This is a genomic window from Rothia terrae (genome assembly GCF_014705925.2).
In the GTDB taxonomy this organism is placed as follows: Bacteria; Actinomycetota; Actinomycetes; order Actinomycetales; family Micrococcaceae; genus Rothia; species Rothia terrae.
On record NZ_CP061539.1, the window covers coordinates 1535806 to 1553403 of the forward strand.

Annotated in this window: 13 protein-coding genes and 2 pseudogenes; 8 read left to right on the forward strand and 7 right to left on the reverse strand. The window is 52.3% G+C overall.

What is annotated here, in order from left to right; all coding sequences use genetic code 11:
- Positions 1 to 136: 136 nt before the first annotated feature.
- A complete protein-coding gene (gene zapE, locus IDM49_RS07160) occupies positions 137 to 1189 on the reverse strand; it encodes a cell division protein ZapE (protein WP_190724005.1) in 1053 nt (350 codons plus the stop codon).
- A gap of 238 nt (positions 1190 to 1427) precedes the next feature.
- Between zapE and ybaK the strand changes: the two genes are divergently transcribed.
- Entirely contained in the window at positions 1428 to 1925 is a 498-nt protein-coding gene (gene ybaK, locus IDM49_RS07165) for a Cys-tRNA(Pro) deacylase (protein ID WP_190724006.1), read from the forward strand.
- Between the two features lie 72 nt (positions 1926 to 1997).
- Here the strand turns inward: ybaK and IDM49_RS07170 are convergent, their stop codons facing one another.
- Positions 1998 to 3266, reverse strand: a complete 1269-nt coding sequence (locus tag IDM49_RS07170; RefSeq protein WP_190724007.1) for an alpha/beta hydrolase family protein — start codon at positions 3264 to 3266, stop codon at positions 1998 to 2000.
- Between the two features lie 116 nt (positions 3267 to 3382).
- Here IDM49_RS07170 and IDM49_RS07175 point away from each other — a divergent pair, with 116 nt between their 5' ends.
- The 4 genes from IDM49_RS07175 to IDM49_RS07190 all read left to right on the forward strand — a co-directional run bounded on the left by IDM49_RS07175 (position 3383) and on the right by IDM49_RS07190 (position 6451).
- On the forward strand, positions 3383 to 3877 hold the full coding sequence (locus tag IDM49_RS07175) for a hypothetical protein (protein ID WP_190724008.1): 495 nt from the start codon (positions 3383 to 3385) through the stop codon (positions 3875 to 3877).
- A gap of 87 nt (positions 3878 to 3964) precedes the next feature.
- Positions 3965 to 4381: a peptide-methionine (R)-S-oxide reductase MsrB gene (gene msrB / locus IDM49_RS07180; protein WP_168614997.1), complete on the forward strand. Its 417-nt coding sequence runs from the start codon at positions 3965 to 3967 to the stop codon at positions 4379 to 4381.
- Positions 4382 to 4672: 291 nt separating this feature from the next.
- Positions 4673 to 5962: an HRDC domain-containing protein gene (locus tag IDM49_RS07185; RefSeq protein ID WP_228008036.1), complete on the forward strand. Its 1290-nt coding sequence runs from the start codon at positions 4673 to 4675 to the stop codon at positions 5960 to 5962.
- Between the two features lie 57 nt (positions 5963 to 6019).
- Positions 6020 to 6451, forward strand: coding sequence for a Rieske (2Fe-2S) protein (locus tag IDM49_RS07190; protein WP_210729633.1), 432 nt, complete (start codon positions 6020 to 6022; stop codon positions 6449 to 6451).
- A 61-nt stretch (positions 6452 to 6512) separates the two neighbouring features.
- Here the strand turns inward: IDM49_RS07190 and IDM49_RS07195 are convergent, their stop codons facing one another.
- Positions 6513 to 7472 carry a hypothetical protein gene (locus tag IDM49_RS07195; protein WP_190724010.1) on the reverse strand — a complete coding sequence of 320 codons (960 nt, stop codon included), beginning with the start codon at positions 7470 to 7472 and terminating at the stop codon, positions 6513 to 6515.
- Positions 7473 to 7549: 77 nt separating this feature from the next.
- Positions 7550 to 9547: a 1-deoxy-D-xylulose-5-phosphate synthase gene (dxs, locus tag IDM49_RS07200; protein ID WP_190724011.1), complete on the reverse strand. Its 1998-nt coding sequence runs from the start codon at positions 9545 to 9547 to the stop codon at positions 7550 to 7552.
- Between the two features lie 494 nt (positions 9548 to 10041).
- Between dxs and IDM49_RS12555 the strand changes: the two are divergent.
- From IDM49_RS12555 to IDM49_RS07210, 3 genes and pseudogenes are all read left to right on the forward strand, one after another.
- A pseudogene (locus IDM49_RS12555) lies at positions 10042 to 10921 on the forward strand (alanine:cation symporter family protein).
- Positions 10906 to 11268, forward strand: a complete 363-nt coding sequence (locus IDM49_RS12560; protein WP_403215273.1) for an alanine:cation symporter family protein — start codon at positions 10906 to 10908, stop codon at positions 11266 to 11268. The pseudogene IDM49_RS12555 and the gene IDM49_RS12560 overlap by 16 nt, the downstream one beginning before the upstream one ends.
- A gap of 161 nt (positions 11269 to 11429) precedes the next feature.
- Positions 11430 to 12059, forward strand: coding sequence for a mismatch-specific DNA-glycosylase (locus tag IDM49_RS07210; RefSeq protein WP_190724012.1), 630 nt, complete (start codon positions 11430 to 11432; stop codon positions 12057 to 12059).
- Between the two features lie 80 nt (positions 12060 to 12139).
- Here IDM49_RS07210 and acnA read toward each other — a convergent pair whose 3' ends face one another.
- The 3 genes and pseudogenes from acnA to IDM49_RS07225 form a co-directional block, all read right to left on the reverse strand.
- Positions 12140 to 14824: an aconitate hydratase AcnA gene (gene acnA, locus IDM49_RS07215; protein ID WP_168615002.1), complete on the reverse strand. Its 2685-nt coding sequence runs from the start codon at positions 14822 to 14824 to the stop codon at positions 12140 to 12142.
- A gap of 287 nt (positions 14825 to 15111) precedes the next feature.
- A pseudogene (locus IDM49_RS07220) lies at positions 15112 to 16070 on the reverse strand (aldo/keto reductase).
- Between the two features lie 80 nt (positions 16071 to 16150).
- Positions 16151 to 17593 carry a class I SAM-dependent RNA methyltransferase gene (locus IDM49_RS07225; RefSeq protein ID WP_190724013.1) on the reverse strand — a complete coding sequence of 481 codons (1443 nt, stop codon included), beginning with the start codon at positions 17591 to 17593 and terminating at the stop codon, positions 16151 to 16153.
- Positions 17594 to 17598 lie beyond the last annotated feature (5 nt).

The window sequence follows — 17598 nt, forward strand, 5'->3', positions numbered from 1 at the left end:
TTTTTCCTTGTAAGTTCAGGGTTTCAAGCAGAGAACGGAGCTTTTCGAGGAATAAAATTTTTTAGATTTTTTGATAGATGTGGGTCACGATTTCTCTGGCGCGACCCACATCAGTTGGCTCGGCTGTTCGCCGGGGCTACTCGCCAAGTCCTTCGCGTGCGAGCGCGGTGAGGCGAGAGACCGCTCGGAAGTATTTCTTTTGGTACCCGCCTGCCATCATCTCTTCGGTGAAGACCTGATCGAAGGGTACGCCGGAGGAAATAATAGGTAGATCTTTGTCGTAAAGACGGTCTGCAAGCACCACAAAACGCAGGGCAACAGACTGTTCGGTAATGGTGGTGACGTCTTTCCACGCGATGGCGTCAAGGCCCTGCACTAGCTGACGGTAACGAGATGGATGCACCTGTGAGAGGTGGTTGATGAGGTCTGAGAAATTATCAACTGAGACAGTGCCTAAACCGCCGAAGCGGGATTCAACAGCGGCCTCAAGTTGAGCATTATCTACGGGAGCCAGTGCAGCGGGTAGTCCGCGGTGACGGAAGTCCTCACCGTCGACGCGAAGTACTTCAAACTGGTCTGCAAGTACCTGGATTTCTCGTTTGAAGTCTGCTGCAGCAAAGCGCCCCTCACCGAGCGAGCCGGGCAAGGTGTTTGATGTTGCGGCTAGCTTGACGCCGGCGTCCGATAGCTCACGCATCAGACGCGACATGAGGACGGTATCACCGGGGTCATCTAGTTCGAATTCGTCGATGCACACCAGCTTGTAGGAGCTAAGAGCCTCGACTGTTTTATGGAAGCTCATGGCGCCCACGAGATTGGTGTATTCCACGAAGGTCCCAAAGGCTTTGGGACCTTCTACCATGTGCCACAGGGATGCGAGCAAGTGAGTTTTGCCCACGCCAAAGCCCCCGTCGAGGTAGATGCCGTTCTTTACAGCTGGAGCTGACGCTCCCCCGCCAAAGAGTTTGGAAAAGAACCCGCCACATGAGCTGCGTCCTGAGCCGCTATTGATAGCGGTACCGAAATTTTTGAGAGCATCTACAGCCTGCTGCTGTGAAGGCTGTGAGGGGTCTGGACGGTAGGTATCGAATGACACCTCGCCAAAGCGCTCGGAGGGGCGGAAACCCGCCAGTAACTCATCCGCTGAAACGTTGGGACGTCGATCAACTAAGTGTTCGTAGGCAACCAAAGGTCTGTATTCTTTCGCTGGTGTGCTTCGCCGTTGAAGCGTAATCCACGGCGATTATTTCTTATCCAGTTTATCCCGTGAGTAACTTGACAGCGAATATGAAGCAGGGGTGAGAACCCGTCATAGTGTAAAGATGACCAGAATGCTTTTGGCAATCTCACAGCCGCATAGACTCGCTATGCGTGTACAAGTTTTTTAGTCTTGAACAGAGAATACACGCTACCTCAAGGAGTTTTTCGTGGGTAAAAAGAAGAAGGCAACAGCGTCTACAGCAGCTATCGCTTTGCTGACTGAAAAAGGGGTTCCTTTTGAAATTCTCGAGTATGAGCATGAAGAAGGCAATAAGAATTTTGGTGTAGAAGCGGCTGAAAAGTTGGGTCGCAGTCCTGAGCAGGTGTATAAGACTCTCATGGTGAACCACGAAAAAGATTATGCGGTGGCGATTGTGCCGGTGGGCGGAAAGCTCAATGTAAAGGCTGCGGCAGCGGCTCTTGGCTGGAAGTCCGCTAAGCTCGCTGACCCTGCGGTAGCTCAAAAGCGCACCGGTTACGTCGTTGGTGGAATCTCGCCGCTGAGTCAAAAGACAGCACACCCCACGCTTTTAGATGCAGGTGCTCAGAATTTTGACACCGTGTTAGTTTCTGGCGGTAAGCGCGGATGCGACGTTGAACTTTCGCCCAATGATTTGCTTGCTCTAACCAACGGTAGCTACGCAGATATAGCTGCTGAGGCTTAGGAAGATTTCCCCTTGTGTGCAAAGTGCCGGTGAGCTGGTCAGTTCACCGGCACTTTGCAGTTTAAGCGGACTTTACGTTGCGGAGGTTTCAGCGTGAAATTGCTGAAGTTTTCCGGGCAACCATTCCGTGACAGCTGAATGCCATTTGTCGCTGTCGACGTTCCACTCTTTAGTGTGCGCACCGTCAGCGAATGTCACGATATCAACGGTGTTGCTCTTACGAGCAAGTTCTAGGGCGGGGGCAACAGGCACAAAATCATCTTTCACGCTGTGAAGGATTAAGGTGGGCACCTGCATCTCGTCCACTCGACGCGTCCATGACAAGCTTTCAAGCTCGATCGGTTCATCAAGGCCGGTAAATAGCCCCAGTGACGCCGATGAGATCATGTGGATACCCAGCTTACCGATGCCTAACGGCAACTTATTGAGCTCGGTGTGATATTCAATGAGCTTCAGCCAATCAACAGCCGGACCGTCCAGCACGAGGGCTGCAATAGCGTCCTTGTTGCGCGCTTTATCGGCGGCCTGCAAGCAAATTGAACCGCCCATTGACCATCCGAAAAGCACTACTTTCCGAGCACCGTGTTGTAGCGCGTAGTCGATTGCGGTTTCGACATCTTTCCACTCCGTAAAACCTAAGCCGTATCTGCCGTCGCTGGACGGTGGTGCCTCTTTGTCGTTGCGGTAGCTAATGTGCAAACTCGTGAGGTTAAGCTCTTGAGTGGTGGCTAAGGCTCGTAGGGTTTCGCTTCTTTGTACACCCATTCCGTGCACCATCACTGCCCAGGTATCTGAGTGGTCTTCATAGATGGTTTCTGGATTTTGGGGTCGCACAATCCATGCTGGGGCATCGCCCACTGTAAGCGGCAGGGTGATGTGTTCGGCTTTGTACCCTGTGTCTTCGGGGCTAGTTGCGATGACACCGCTCCAATGGCCTCGGTCTGCCCGCGATAAATCACCGTTATGGATTTCTAGAACTTCGCGGATAACGGTCTGATCCACCGGTGTGAAGGCGATGATGTCTCCAATGACCGCGTGCGACTTTCCTCCGTTAAAAAATAATCCGTAGGTTCCTGGGACGCTGGTTTGCTCGGTGGCCGGTAGCGTAATGGAATTGGGTTCATCACCCGATGCGGGGTTAAAGGATGGGTATCCAACGCCTAAGATTTTGAGTTCTTCGACCATGTGTTTGGGCGGTACAACCATTTGACGCACAAAATAGGTTGCCACAGCGGCTGTTCCTACAGCCACTGTAGTGACCATACCTGCCCCAGCCACGGCGCCGGTTGCTAGTCCTTTGCGCCAATCTTTTGCGGTTGTTATCGGCAGTTTAATGCTCATCTTTTTGTTCCTCCCCACGACTTCTACCAAATGTTACTACTCAGTAAATAAATTATCAGCATTCTTTATTCCCCATTTAGGGTCACATTCGCCACGACCAGGCGTACAGTGAGAACATGAAATCGATGCTGGTTGCTACAGAGCAAATTCTTAACGAACAAGATATTCGCAATATTCAACGCGTCGCGCAGTTCTCTACGCCACCCGTTGAAGCCATCCACCTGCTGATTCCCACAGAAGTTCATGAACCGCTACTTCTCAAAGTGCTGGATCAGCTAGCTCTTTTAGATTTCAATGCTGCCTCTCGAACAGCTTTCTCGGCAGAAAAAGGCGCGCTCACGCATCGGCAAGAAGCTCAGGAAATTTCACGCACCTCGCACCTGCTCCTCAAAGACGCTGGTTTTCAGGTGGAGATCACTATTGCCAGCGGAGACCCTGTCGCAGTAATGCGCTCTATCGTTGAGGCCGACGATTCCGTGCAGGCAATCATCATCACGAACCCGCACCCGGTTCAAGATTCACTCAATCTCAACTGGACCAATAAAGCCCAGGATTCTTTGGGGATACCGGTTCTCCATCTGTTATCGGGCACAGAGCGAATTGAAGATTAAAACCGGAATCAAGGAATAACAGACACCATTACTAAGTTCTAGTTAGTATCCTAGTTCTACGCCCCAAACACAATGAAAGGTTTATCTATGAGCGACTTCAAACCCGGTGTGGGAAAAATCGTGAAAAAGTGGGAGGACGTCCTTTCTCCCGAAGAGTTCCATGTCCTCCGAAAAGGTGGCACCGAGCGTCCTCACGTTGGAGAATATACCAACACCACCACCGAGGGTGTGTATTCATGTCGTGCCTGTGGAACAGAACTGTTCCGTTCGGACGAAAAATTTGATTCACATTGCGGTTGGCCATCGTTCTTCGCGCCGTTAGCAGAAGATTCAGTGCGCTACATTCAGGATCGCTCACTGGGCATGGTTCGCACCGAAGTCCGTTGCGCAGCGTGCGACTCGCATCTTGGACACGTTTTCGAAGGTGAGGGCTACTCAACGCCCACTGATTTACGTTATTGCATTAACTCAATCAGCCTTCGACTGGAAGAAAAAGAACAGTAATCACGTAGCTGCCTGTTGCCTCATCATCGCAACAGGCGCTTTTTATGTACCTCATCAATCCTGTGATGTTTTGCGGGACTCTTACATCGCAGACTACATACTCTCAACGCCCGCTACACTACGGACGCAACGAGGTGAACAACAGCCACTTGTGCATAGATTGCTCATAATCACCCTCTTAACCTTGCTGATATTCCCTACCGCGCCAGCATCAAAGCGTAATATTAAATGTTTGTGTGCGCTTTTATCTCAAAATGCACACGCGTCGGAGCACGAGAGAAGGTTTTACGAGTGACGGCACACGGTACTTCACCAGCTGAAACACCGCGCGATACAGTCGGCACGCAAAGTGCCGATTTTGGTCTGCCAGCACATCTCGCGATCCCTGAACTAGTGCCACTGAACGAGCCATTTGAGGGGCTTCCCTCCATCATCACCACTGAAGGCGGGCTCAAACGAGCCGCTCAGAAAATCTCTGCCGCTCACGGTCCTGCCGCAATAGATACAGAACGCGCGTCCGGCATCAGATACGGTCAACGAGCATTTCTCGTGCAAATCAAACGCGGAGATACCGGAATTATTCTGATTGACCCCGAATGCTTTGACGATTTATCCATTATCAACTCTGCGCTTGCTGGCGTTGAATGGGTGCTTCACGCTTCAACCCAAGATTTACCTGCCTTGGTAGAGCTCGGGATGCGACCAGATTTCCTTTTCGACACCGAACTAGCCGCTCGCCTAGCTGGGTTAGAACGCGTCGGGTTAGGTCCAGTCGTCGAACAGCTACTCGGCTACAAACTTGCTAAAGAACATTCAGCAGCTGATTGGTCAAAACGCCCGCTTCCCGCTGAATGGTTGAACTACGCAGCTTTGGACGTTGAAATACTCGTAGACTTGCGAGATGCGCTAGAAGATTTACTCGAGTCTCAGAACAAACTGGAGTATGCTCGTCAAGAATTCGCCTATATTGTTGCGAACCCTACCCGCGAACCTAAAAAAGATCCTTGGCGTAAGACAAAAGGGATTCAGACGCTACGCAACCGCCGCCAGCTCACCGCTTTACGCAATCTATGGACTGAACGCGATCATTTAGCGCGCGCTAAAGACGTTGCTCCTAAAAGACTGCTACCCGATGCGTCACTGATCCAAGCAGCCTCCTCGATGCCTCGCAGCGTACCTGCCATTTTGCAGGTACCAGGTTTTCAGACGCGTGCGCTCAAGCGCGAAGCTCCACGCTGGGTTCGCGCTATTTCAGCTGCTCGCAACGAAGAGCATCCCGTTCCCTACACCACTCCGGCAGAGGGCCCTCCTCCGCTCAAAGCTTGGGAAAATAAGCGTCCCCAGTCGGCTGCGCTCATCGGTCCCTGCCGTGAAGCGGTTAACGCCCTCGGAGCTGAAATGAATATTCCCGCAGAGAATCTAATGGTGCCTGATACCTTGCGCAAGCTCTGCTGGGAGCCGCCGGCTGAGGCAGATGCAGAAACAATCGCTGATGCCTTGCGCCAACTAGGTGCGCGGCAATGGCAGATTGAAGCTGTTGTGCCGGTAATTATCCCTATTTTCGAGGATATTCTGGGATAAACGTCCTTCGATAGCGGGTTGAGGGCTACAGTTGACAGTACGTGAAAGGAAGAAACTATGTCCGATATTTCTGAGTCCCCGATGACTCGCCGCGTTGCCCTTGGCGTAACGGGAGCAGCCTCAGCAGCCGTCATGAGCGGATGCGGCTCTTCTGAAGCGGGTGCCGGTGGCAACGTCAAGCAACCCGAAATCTCTAGCCCCATCGATATGGCAGCAACACAAGATGTACCTGTCGGTGGTGTTATCAAGGCTAACTCTGGCGATGTAACGGTGATGATTTCTCAGCCAGCCGAAGGTACTTTCAAAGCATTTTCTTCAGCGTGCACGCATCAAGGATGCACCGTTAACGCGCAGAACAATAACATCGTGTGCCCCTGCCACTCTTCTAATTTCACTATTGAGGACGGTAGTGTGACCGGCGGCCCTGCCGAAGAACCGCTCCCCCAATACCCGGTGAAGGTTGACGGCGGACGCATCATCGTGGGCTAACTCTACGAGTTCTAAGACAAAGGCTCCCCACCACATCTTGTGATGGGGAGCCTTCATCTTTTTATGGATTAGATTCTTCTAAGGCTTTGAGGTCTTCTACTCCGTAGGCCTCTGAATCACCAAAGACGGGTGAAATTCCGAACTGGAATTTGATGTGTACACCTTGAAGTCTCTCTAGCTGATCAATCAGGGTGAACATGTCTTTGTTCGGCACGTACTTCTCTTTCATCGTGAAGTTGCCACATTCCGGGGATTCAAAGTGAAGCTCGTTATCTTCTTCATCCGCCCACACGTCAGTGATTTCACAGTACTTTTCATGGTGATAACGGGCGCCAACGTATGAACTGATAGCTACTGTCGAAGCTACCAGTAGTGCCATCAGCGCCGCGATGCCTTTGAGGAATCGCCCAAAATGTTTGGGGAGTTCTACTCGATAACCGGGGGTTGATGCCGGAGGAATGCCCGCACCCTTTACGATACCCCAATACTCGACGCGCAAAGGCTCAGCGTAAAGGCCTTTTTCAGGTGAAACCCCGGAAATCTGCGACAAGCCAAACACAAGACGTGCCGGATACTGCTCGATGCGCTCCACAAATTCTGCGGGCATCGATAAATCCGCCACAGCCCAGTTACGAATGCGCAGAAAATACGAGGTAGCGCCGCTCAGATTGTGAGGTTGGGTGGCTTGAGTTGGCTGCAGATACTGCTCTGCTCCTAACGCATCCTGCGGTACATACCCGATGTTTTGTTCAGTGACGTTGACCTTCAGTACGGTTCGCTCCGAAGCGAGAATCCATAAAAGCAAGAGCAATACACCGCATAAAAACGGGGTCATGAAGATGATGGTCGCAATATCTGTGGGCACTTTCCACACGAACAATAAAAGATTGACCGCGAAAGAAACCACGATAATCATTTCAAGCACAAATTTTGCAGCCGCGTATTGACTAGGAAACCTTCGAGGTTCCTTTTCAATGACGCAGTCTGCCCGGTCAATAATTTTTGGGGCTAGCTGAGGCATAGAATCGCTTTGGGTGTAAATGGTGTGTGTAAATGATGCCGGCGCGCATCATGATTGCGCACCGGCATGAGACGTGTTTACTGAGCCTCGGGATTAGAGTTTCGAGTCTGCTTTGGCTTTTCACCCTTGCCACGAGCATAGGGAACTTTCCGGCCTGAGAGCTGCGCCAGCAGATCTTCAGTAATGCGCTCTGCAGTAAGACCTACCTCTTCGAGGATTTCGTTGCGTGAGGCGTGCTTGATAAATTCTGCGGGCAAGCCAAGCTCGTTCAGGGCAGTGTCTACACCTGAGGCGCGCATTTCCTGGCGGATGCGAGAGCCCACGCCACCTGCACGTACGCCGTCTTCGAGGGACACCACGATGCGGTGCTGGGCTGCACTATCTACGATGCTGCTGGGTACCGGCATCACCCACCGGGGATCAACGACTGTGACGCTAACGTCTTCGCGTTCTAATCGAGCAGCTACGTCAAGTCCAAGCTGGGCAAAAGCACCGACAGTAACAATCAGCACATCGCGTTGACCTGACTCCGGATTGGGTTCCCCGGTCTGCGCGAGTACGTCAACGCCGTCGGCGTAGCGGGTCAGTGCAGGAATTTCCTCTCCCACGGAGCCTTTGGGGTAACGAACCACGGTGGGCGCGTCATTGATAGCAACGGCTTCGCGAAGTTCCTCACGCAAAGTTTTAGCGTCGCGAGGGGCTGCCATATGCAAGCCGGGGATGAACTGCAAGAGCGCTAAATCCCACATACCGTGGTGTGAAGCGCCATCGGGACCAGTCACGCCTGAGCGATCCAGCACAATGGTTACTCCCGCTTTGTGCAGAGCAACGTCCATCAGCAGCTGATCAAAGCCACGGTTCAAAAAGGTTGCATACAGCGCAACAACGGGATGCTGACCACCATAAGCTAGACCAGCGCTCATTGCGATGGCGTGCTGTTCTGCAATGCCCACGTCAATCACGCGTTCAGGGTGAGCCTCTGCCATGGGCTTAAGACCAACGGGGATCAGCATAGCTCCCGTGATACCCACGATGTCCTGGCGCTCATCAGAAATTTTCTTAATCTCATCGGCAAATACAGACGTCCACGACGTGGATGTAGACGTTGAAACGCCCTTACCGGTCTCGGGGTCAATCACGCCCACCGCGTGGAACATATCATCAGCATCGGCAACAGCCGGTGCGTATCCATGGCCCTTTTCAGTAATCGCATGGACGATCACAGGGCCAGCAAAATTCTTGGCGGCTGTCAGCGCAGACTCCACTGCCTCTTGATCGTGACCATCAATGGGGCCCACGTACTTCATACCTAAGTCTTCAAACAGGCCGTGCGGTACCATGACATCTTTGATACCGGCCTTCATGCCGTGCAAACCGCGATAGAACGCATTGCCCGCCTTGCCGCCGGACTGCAGGCGTCGACGAATCGCGTCTAATGCCTTGTCGTAGCGGCGATCAAGACGAACCTTATCCAGCTGGTTCTGCAAATCGACTTTGAGATCAGCGAGGTGGTTAGCGAAACCACCAATCGTCGGTGCGTAGGAACGACCATTATCGTTGACGACAATCACCACGCGTCGGTTTTTATCAGCTGCAATATTGTTGAGCGCCTCCCAGGTCATGCCACCGGTCAAAGCGCCGTCGCCAATAACAACAACGGTGTAGCGATCGCCTTCACCGTTGATTTGGTGAGCACGAGAAATACCGTCAGCCCATGACAGAGATGAGGACGCGTGCGACGACTCCACGATATCGTGTTCAGATTCAGCGCGCTCCGGGTAGCCTGAGAGTCCACCGCGCTGGCGCAAAGAGTCAAAATTACGGCGCCCAGTGAGCAGCTTATGCACATAGGACTGATGCCCGGTGTCAAAGATAACGGAATCTCGCGGCGAATCAAACACCCGATGGATTCCCAGAGTCAGCTCGACAACACCAAGGTTAGGCCCAAGGTGACCACCGGTTTTAGCGACGTTACTGACGAGAAATTCACGAATTTCACGAGCCAGCTCTTTAAGCTGATTAGCAGTCAGATGGGCGAGATCGTTTGGTTGATTGATGCTTTCTAGAAGCCCCACTGTGCTTTTCCCTTCGATGATCTTGTCATTGCGATAAACCGGCGTTCGTTCTCAGAGTTGACGGTAAGACGACGCTGACTTAGACAACTATTGCAGTTAACTAACTTTACCGGTTTTGCGCTTGTTTTCACGTTTTAATGTTGTGATGATTCAACATCTTTTCTGACTTTTCAGAAGGTTCCATTTTTCTCTTCTTCACGATGCGCTCCAGTGAGATGGCTCTGCCCTCACGGTGAGGCAAATTAGTCGGGAAATATGCGCGGCGGTGGCAGCAATACAGATACTTTTCTTGATCGATAGGCTAATATATTCCACAACCACAGATGTGTCACGCATTACATTCACCCGTCCTGGTGTACCTCTGCCTAGCGGTCGGTGTCTATTTCACCATTCGCACAAGAATGCTGCAAATCCGCCAAATTCCCGCCATGATCAGCTCAACTTTCAAAGGCGAAAAATCAGCTGATGGCGTCCACCCCTTTCAAGCACTCGCAATGTCACTTGCCAGACGCGTGGGCACCGGCAACATTGCCGGAGTGGCAACCGCAATCGCGTTTGGTGGACCGGGTGCGGTGTTCTGGATGTGACTGGTCGCTTTTCTGGGATCATCCACCTCTTTTATCGAGTCCACGCTAGGTCAGATCTACAAAGAACACGATAAAGTCACCGGTGAGTACCGCGGTGGCCCCGCCTACTATTTCGAAAAAGCGTACCGTCACACCAAGTATGCGGGTACGTTCAAAATCTATGCATCGCTCTTTGCCTTCGCCACCGTAGCAGCCTGCGGTTTCTTCCTTCCAGGTGTACAGGCTAACGGTATTGCAAGCGGTCTGCAGGGCGCATGGCCAGCGGTCCACCCGTGGGCAGCCGCTACGGGCGTCACCATTTTGCTTGCCTTCATTGTGGTCGGTGGCGTCAAGCGCATCGCTAACTTTGCATCGGTAGTAGTTCCCGTGATGACAATCGTTTATATTTTGGGCGCCATCGTTGTTGGCTTTGTCAATGCTGATCAGTTCTTCGATGTCCTTTCGCTGATTTTCTCCTCAGCCTTTGGTCTGAACGCCACCTTTGGTGCCATCGTTGGAACAGCGGTGGAATGGGGTGTTAAGCGCGGTATCTATTCGAACGAAGCCGGTAGGGCACAGGCCCGCACGCAGCTACAGCTGCCGAGGTCAAGCATCCTGCATCGCAGGGTTTGTTCAGACAATGGCGGTTTACATCGATACACTCTTTGTCTGCACTGCAACAGCATTTTTGATTCTTTCAACCGGCATGTACCGCGTCTATCAGGACGGCAGTGAAAGCGACCCTGTGCTTGCCGAAGAGCCGGGAGGCCTACCGGCTGAGGCACCGCCTTCATCGCAATTTCGCTGACTTTCTTCGCTTTTACCACCATCGTTGCCTACTACTACATGGCAGAAACCAATCTGCGTTATCTCACCCGCAATGTACGTAATCTCCTAGTAGTGAGCGGTTCATTGCGAGCTCTGCAGTTACTTATTTTGATTGCGACCGTCATGGGTTGCGTTAGCTCGGCAGGTGCAGCATGGACACTCGGTGATATCGGTGTGGGACTCATGGCTTGGTTGAACATCGTAGGTATTCTGGTCATCCAAAAACCTGCACTCAAAGCACTGAAAGACTACGAACGCCAGCAAAAGCAGGGTATTGACCCCACGTTCAATCCTCGCGAGCTAGGTATTGAAAACGCGGATTACTGACAGGTGCGTCATGATACTGGCGTCATGAGCCGGGTACCGCCTGCTCAACGCCACGAATAATTACGCGTAACTGAAATAAGGACGCTGTTACTTCAGGTAGAGGTGACAGCGTCCTTTTTGTTCCACATTCACATTGTGGTGACGGTGTTAGTGTTAAGAACATGAGCACTAAGCATCCTTCCCCTTTTGGAGATTCCCGCCCCACCCGTGAAGATCTCAGCGACTTTATCAACGGGACTATTGATGACCGGCTACCAAGACCCGGCACTCCCCTACGAATGCTGATCGTCGGCATCAACCCGGGACTTTGGACCGCAGCGGTCAATGCACCGTTTGCCTTTCCCGGCAACCGTTTTTGGCCCTCACTTGACCGAGCCGGCATTGTCTCGCCCAAGGTGGATGCTTCGCGCGGGCTAAGCGATGAGGTCGAAGAACAGTTGGAGAACCTGGGCATTGGCATCACTAATCTAGTGGACCGCGCCACCGCCCGTGCTGACGAGCTCAGCGCCGAAGAGCTCAAGAACAGCGTCCCGAGAATTATTGAGCTAACCCATATTTACCAGCCACAGGCAGTGGCTATCGCCGGAATTACGGCCTACCGCACAGCGTTTGGCGATAAAAAAGCTAAGCTTGGCCAACAAGACACCTCAGACATTGAAGACTGGAACCCAGCAACATCGCTCTGGGTTGTCCCGCAGCCCAGCGGACTCAATGCCCACGAAAACATAGATACGTTGGCAGATAAGTGGTTGGCTGTATGGAATACAACAAGCCCAGTGCATCAGCAATAACAAACATAAAAAAGCCGTGGCGTCCAACATTTCGTTGAATGCCACGGCTTTTCGCTAACTAGCTAGCTCATATATCGCAATTATGAACCGCGAACCAGGTTTCGCAGAACGTACTGCAGAATACCACCGTTACGGTAGTAGTCAGCTTCACCAGGTGTATCGATGCGCAGAACCGCGTCGAACTCGGTAACCTTGCCATCCTCTGAGGTTGCAGTAACCTTCAGAGTCTTGGGGGTAGTACCGTTATTCAGCTCGGTCACGCCCTTGATGTCAAAGGTTTCGGTGCCGGTCAGCTTCAACGAATCACGTGATTCGCCTGCGGGGAACTGCAAGGGCAGAACACCCATACCGATCAGGTTTGAACGGTGAATACGCTCGAATGACTCAGCGATAACTGCCTTAACACCCAGCAAAGTGGTGCCCTTAGCCGCCCAGTCACGTGATGAACCTGAACCGTATTCCTTACCGCCCAGCACAACCAGCGGAACGCCAGCTGCCTTGTAGTTCTGAGCCGCATCGTATACGGTTGCCTGCTCGCCACCGTTGGTGAAGTCACGAGTAAAGCCACCCTCAACACCGTCAAGAAGCTCGTTCTTGATGCGGATGTTAGCGAAGGTACCGCGGATCATAACCTCGTGGTTACCACGACGTGAGCCGTAGGAGTTGAAGTCCTTGCGCTCTACACCGTTAGCAATCAGGTACTTACCGGCAGGGGTATCTGACTTGAATGAACCAGCGGGTGAAATGTGGTCGGTGGTGATTGAATCGCCCAGCTTGAGCAGTACGCGAGCGCCCTGGATATCCTCCACGGGAGTGATATCCATGGTCATACCCTCGAAGTACGGAGGCTTGCGTACATAGGTTGATTCTGAGTCCCACTCAAAAGTCTCACCGGTGGGGGTATCAAGTGAACGCCAGCGCTCGTCACCGTCGAAGATAGAGCCGTATTCCTTGTCGTACATTGCGGTATCGACAGCAGTATCGATGATGTTCTGAACTTCAGCGGGATCAGGCCAAATGTCCTTCAGGTAGACGTCGTTGCCGTCTGCGTCCTGACCCAGTGCGTCCTTCTCGAAGTCGAAGTCCATGGTGCCCGCCAGTGAGTAGGCAATAACCAAGGGCGGTGAAGCCAAGTAGTTCATCTTGACGTCGGGTGAAATACGACCCTCGAAGTTACGGTTACCTGAGAGAACAGCGGTAACAGACAAATCGTTGTCCTGAATTGCCTCTGAAATCTCTTCTTCAAGCGGACCTGAGTTACCGATGCAGGTTGCGCAACCGTAACCCACCACGTAGAAACCGAGCTTCTCGAGATCGGGCAGCAGGCCTGCCTTCTCGTAGTAGTCAGTAACTACCTTTGAACCCGGCGCGATTGAGGTCTTAACCCAAGGCTTAGCGGTGAGACCCTTAGCCGCTGCGTTACGTGCGAGGACACCAGCTGCGAGCATTACTGAGGGGTTTGAGGTATTGGTGCATGAGGTGATTGATGCGATTGAAACCGCACCGTTCTTGAGTTCAAACTCGCGTCCATCAGCCATTGAAACGTGTGCTGACTTGTCGTCTTCACCCTTAGCTGCGTAGTTCTTGATGTCCGAGCTGAACTGCTTCTTTGCATCGGTGAGCTCAATGCGGTCCTGAGGACGCTTGGGGCCAGCGATTGAAGGCACAACGGTTGACAGGTCAAGTTCGAGGTACTCTGAGTACTTAACTTCCTTCGAAGGATCGTGCCACAGGCCCTGTTCCTTGGTGTAAGCCTCAACCAGTGCAACCTGCTCTTCTGAACGACCGGTCAGGCGCAGGTATTCAAGGGTCTTCTCGTCAATCGGGAAGATTGCGGCGGTGGAACCGAACTCGGGGCTCATGTTACCAATGGTTGCACGATTAGCCAGGGGAACCTCGCCAACACCTTCGCCGTAGAACTCAACGAACTTGCCAACCACGCCCTGCTTACGCAGCATCTCGGTGATGGTCAGAACAACGTCGGTTGCGGTAGCGCCTGCGGGAATTGAGCCGGTGAGCTTGAAGCCGACAACCTTAGGAATCAGCATTGAGACGGGCTGGCCGAGCATTGCTGCCTCTGCCTCAATACCGCCGACGCCCCAGCCGAGAACGCCAAGACCGTTCACCATGGTGGTGTGTGAGTCAGTACCAACAACGGTATCGGGGTAAGCACGCAGTACGCCGTCTACCTCACGCGCCATAATGGTACGTGCCAAGTACTCAATGTTGACCTGGTGCACGATACCCATGCCCGGGGGGACAACCTTGAAGTCGTTGAATGCGGTCTGACCCCAACGCAGGAACTTGTAGCGTTCACCGTTGCGCTGGTATTCGATATCCATGTTGCGAGCAATCGCATCTGAAGTACCGAAAGCATCAATCTGAACAGAGTGGTCAATAACCAGCTCAGCCGGTGCCAAGGGGTTAATCTTTGAAGGATCGCCACCGAGTTCCTTCACAGCCTCACGCATGGTTGCCAAGTCAACAACACAGGGAACGCCGGTGAAGTCCTGCATGATAACGCGTGCAGGGGTGAACTGAATTTCAGTGCTGGGTTCAGCTTTGGGATCCCAGCTTGCAAGAGCATTAATGTGCTCTTCGGTAATGTTCGCGCCATCTTCGGTGCGAAGCAGGTTCTCCAGAAGAACCTTCAGTGAGTAAGGAAGCTTGTCGTAGCCCTTAACTGACTTAAGTCGGTAAATTTCATATTCGGTACCGTTGACGTCCAAGACGCCCTTTGAACCGAAGCTGTCCACAGTGCTCATTTGCGTGGGACTCCTCTCGACACTGTTATTTGCCAAGCAGTGCCCGGTGTTCTCATGGGGACGCCGTGCGTTTTATACGGACACAGCGGTGTGATGCTAAATCCTACTTAGAGACACCCTGACACTAAGCTTTCCTATCCAGTGTACTCTGAGTCACCTCAAGAAAGCATTCTTGAATGTTTGATGCGTGAAACAAAGCGTCTTAATTGACGCGTCTCTTCCTCATATCAAACAACCCGATGCTGCACCTGATAGTCGATACGGCATCGGGTTATTCGTAACATTCTTTAGACAGCGCCAACAACGGGATGCGGTACGTACAGCTCCGGCAGATACTGGATATCTTCTTCGGTGAGGGAAACGTTTAGCGCGGCAACCGCGTCATCAAAGTATTTAGCTTTAGTTGCACCAATAATCGGCGAAGTAACTCCGACAGCCCACTGCCAGGCCAGTGCAATTTGTGACATTGAAACACCGTATTTAGTCGCAAGCTCATGCACTCGAGCGACCACCTTTGAATCAGCCTCTTGGGTGCTGTCGTACTTTGCTTGCGCGACCTTATCGGTCTTGCTCCGCAAAGTATCAGTGCTCCATTCAAGGCGGCTCAAGCGTCCAGTTGCCAAAGGACTATAAGGCATCAATGAGATATCAAACTGCTGGCACACGGGAATGAGATCGCGTTCATCTTCTCTATTGGGCAGATTGTAGTGATTCTCCATGGCGCTAAACGCAGTCCAACCGTTATCACGAGCCGCAATCTGCATATTGTGGAACTGATAGCCGTACATGGCGGACGCACCCAAAGCACGAACCTTGCCCGCCTTGACCAGGCCGTCCAAGGCTTCCATGCTCTCTTCAATGGGCGTGTTGTAGTCAAAACGGTGAATGATATATAAATCCAGGTAGTCAGTTCCCAGACGGTTCAAGGTTCCCTCAATCTCACGATTGATAGCTTTCTTGCTCAGCCCACCTTCGTTGAAATACACCTTGAACGCAATCACGAGATCCTCACGTCGAGCATGCTTTTCAGCGAGCGCCCTAAGTACTCCTCGCTCGTTCCGGCTGAGTACACGTTTGCGGTATCAAAGAAATTGATACCCAAATCTAAGGCGTACTTTATCAGCTCATCACTGGCTGACTCATCCAGCGTCCAATCGTGCATTGTTCCGGCTTCACCGAAACTCATGCACCCTACACAGAGTTTTGAGACTTCAAGTTCACTCGTTCCCAGTTTTGCGTATTTCATGGCAGTTCTTTCGCGTGTAGTTATAGGATCCGCCAGAAATGTATCGCTGTGAAACACTACATGACGCTCTAGGACCTAAGTTACTCCGGGTGAGCGAAGAGTGCCACCGTTTCAACATGGTGGGTGTTGGGGTACATGTCGAAGGCTTGGACATCTTTGAGCTCCCAGCCGTGTTCGCGCAAATAACCGGTATCGCGTCCCAAAGCTGCGGGGTCACACGCAACGTACACTATGCGCTTCGGTGCTAACGCGGTAAGACTTTCGATAACTTTCTTACCTACACCCTCGCGGGAAGGATCCATAATGACGGCATCCGGGGCAGGGGACTTTCCCGCTTGCACCTGAGATACTAGCTTGTGAAGATGCGCGCCAACATCAGATTTCACAACATCGATAACCGTATCTTTGCTATCAGCTAGGCGGGCGCGTCCGGACACAAAATTATCGCGAGCATTCGCACTGGTCAAAGGTGAGCCTTCTACCGATAGTACGCGTCCTTTACCGCCAACCTCAGCAGCCGCAACAGCCGTGAACAATCCAGTACCAGCGTAGAGATCGTACACGGTCTCCCCCGCGTTGAGGTCAGCCATCTCAGCGACAGCTGCTGTCAGCGCTTCCGGTGCTGAACGGTGGATCTGCCAAAAACCGCCGGCAGAAACGTTCCATTCCAGACTCTCATCGCCCACAGAAAGTTCTTCGGTGAGTTCGGTAAACCCAGCACCGCGAACCGCAGATTCAGGGCGTTCTCCACGACGGCGCCCGCCCTTACGTTCGGCAGCAAAAACCAGCGAAATATTCTGCTTTTTCAGGTTGCCCCACAACTGTTCGCATTGCTTTTCAACATCATCAGCAACCTGACGCGGTGTAGCAGGTGCAACAACAGCAAAGCTCACCAGCACCTGCCCGGTAGACGATACCGCCACATCTACACGCTTGATGTTTTCAAGGTTGAGACGGTGAAGCTGCAAGCTATTAATGCGGGAATCAGCAAGAGGAAAATCCTGAACCTGTACGCGCTCCGACGAAGAATGACGGAACATACTAATTTTTCCATCGGCAACATTGAAGTAAACCCGAGTACGCCAGCCAAGATCCGAAGGCTCTAGCGCTTCAACGCGAAGCAACTTGAGCAAAGCTGAGTTTTCAGAGACTTTACCCAAGCGAACCAGCTGTTCCCGGATAACCTGTGCTTTAAGCTCCCGCTGATACTGAGGGGTGAGGTGGCCAAATTCCATACCGCCCACCGGATTTTCGCGCAGACCAGCATCCGCTAACGGCCACGGATGCTCTCGACGGTGTTCACTCGGGGTTTTCACCCCGATAGCATCTGCAAAAAAGAAACGTTTCTTAGGTCCGGTACCGGTGATTTTAGCTAAAACAGTCTCACCAATTGCCGTATGACGGACAAAAAATACTCGCCCACCGGCTCGAGCCACAAACGATCCACCGTGCGCGACCGCATCCGGTGTTAGCTCGAGGGTATCGCCCACCTCAAACTCGGTTACTTCGTGAGTTTCAGTCATTTCAA

What these genes read in the sequence shown, in the direction of transcription:
- IDM49_RS07225 (WP_190724013.1), bottom strand. Translation starts at nt 17,593, where the DNA reads ATGACTGAAACTCACGAAGTAACCGAGTTTGAGGTGGGCGATACCCTC.
- acnA (WP_168615002.1), bottom strand. Translation starts at nt 14,824, where the DNA reads ATGAGCACTGTGGACAGCTTCGGTTCAAAGGGCGTCTTGGACGTCAAC.
- IDM49_RS07170 (WP_190724007.1), bottom strand. Translation starts at nt 3,266, where the DNA reads ATGAGCATTAAACTGCCGATAACAACCGCAAAAGATTGGCGCAAAGGA.
- IDM49_RS07210 (WP_190724012.1), top strand. Translation starts at nt 11,430, where the DNA reads ATGAGCACTAAGCATCCTTCCCCTTTTGGAGATTCCCGCCCCACCCGT.
- msrB (WP_168614997.1), top strand. Translation starts at nt 3,965, where the DNA reads ATGAGCGACTTCAAACCCGGTGTGGGAAAAATCGTGAAAAAGTGGGAG.
- IDM49_RS07195 (WP_190724010.1), bottom strand. Translation starts at nt 7,472, where the DNA reads ATGCCTCAGCTAGCCCCAAAAATTATTGACCGGGCAGACTGCGTCATT.
- IDM49_RS07190 (WP_210729633.1), top strand. Translation starts at nt 6,020, where the DNA reads ATGTCCGATATTTCTGAGTCCCCGATGACTCGCCGCGTTGCCCTTGGC.
- IDM49_RS07175 (WP_190724008.1), top strand. Translation starts at nt 3,383, where the DNA reads ATGAAATCGATGCTGGTTGCTACAGAGCAAATTCTTAACGAACAAGAT.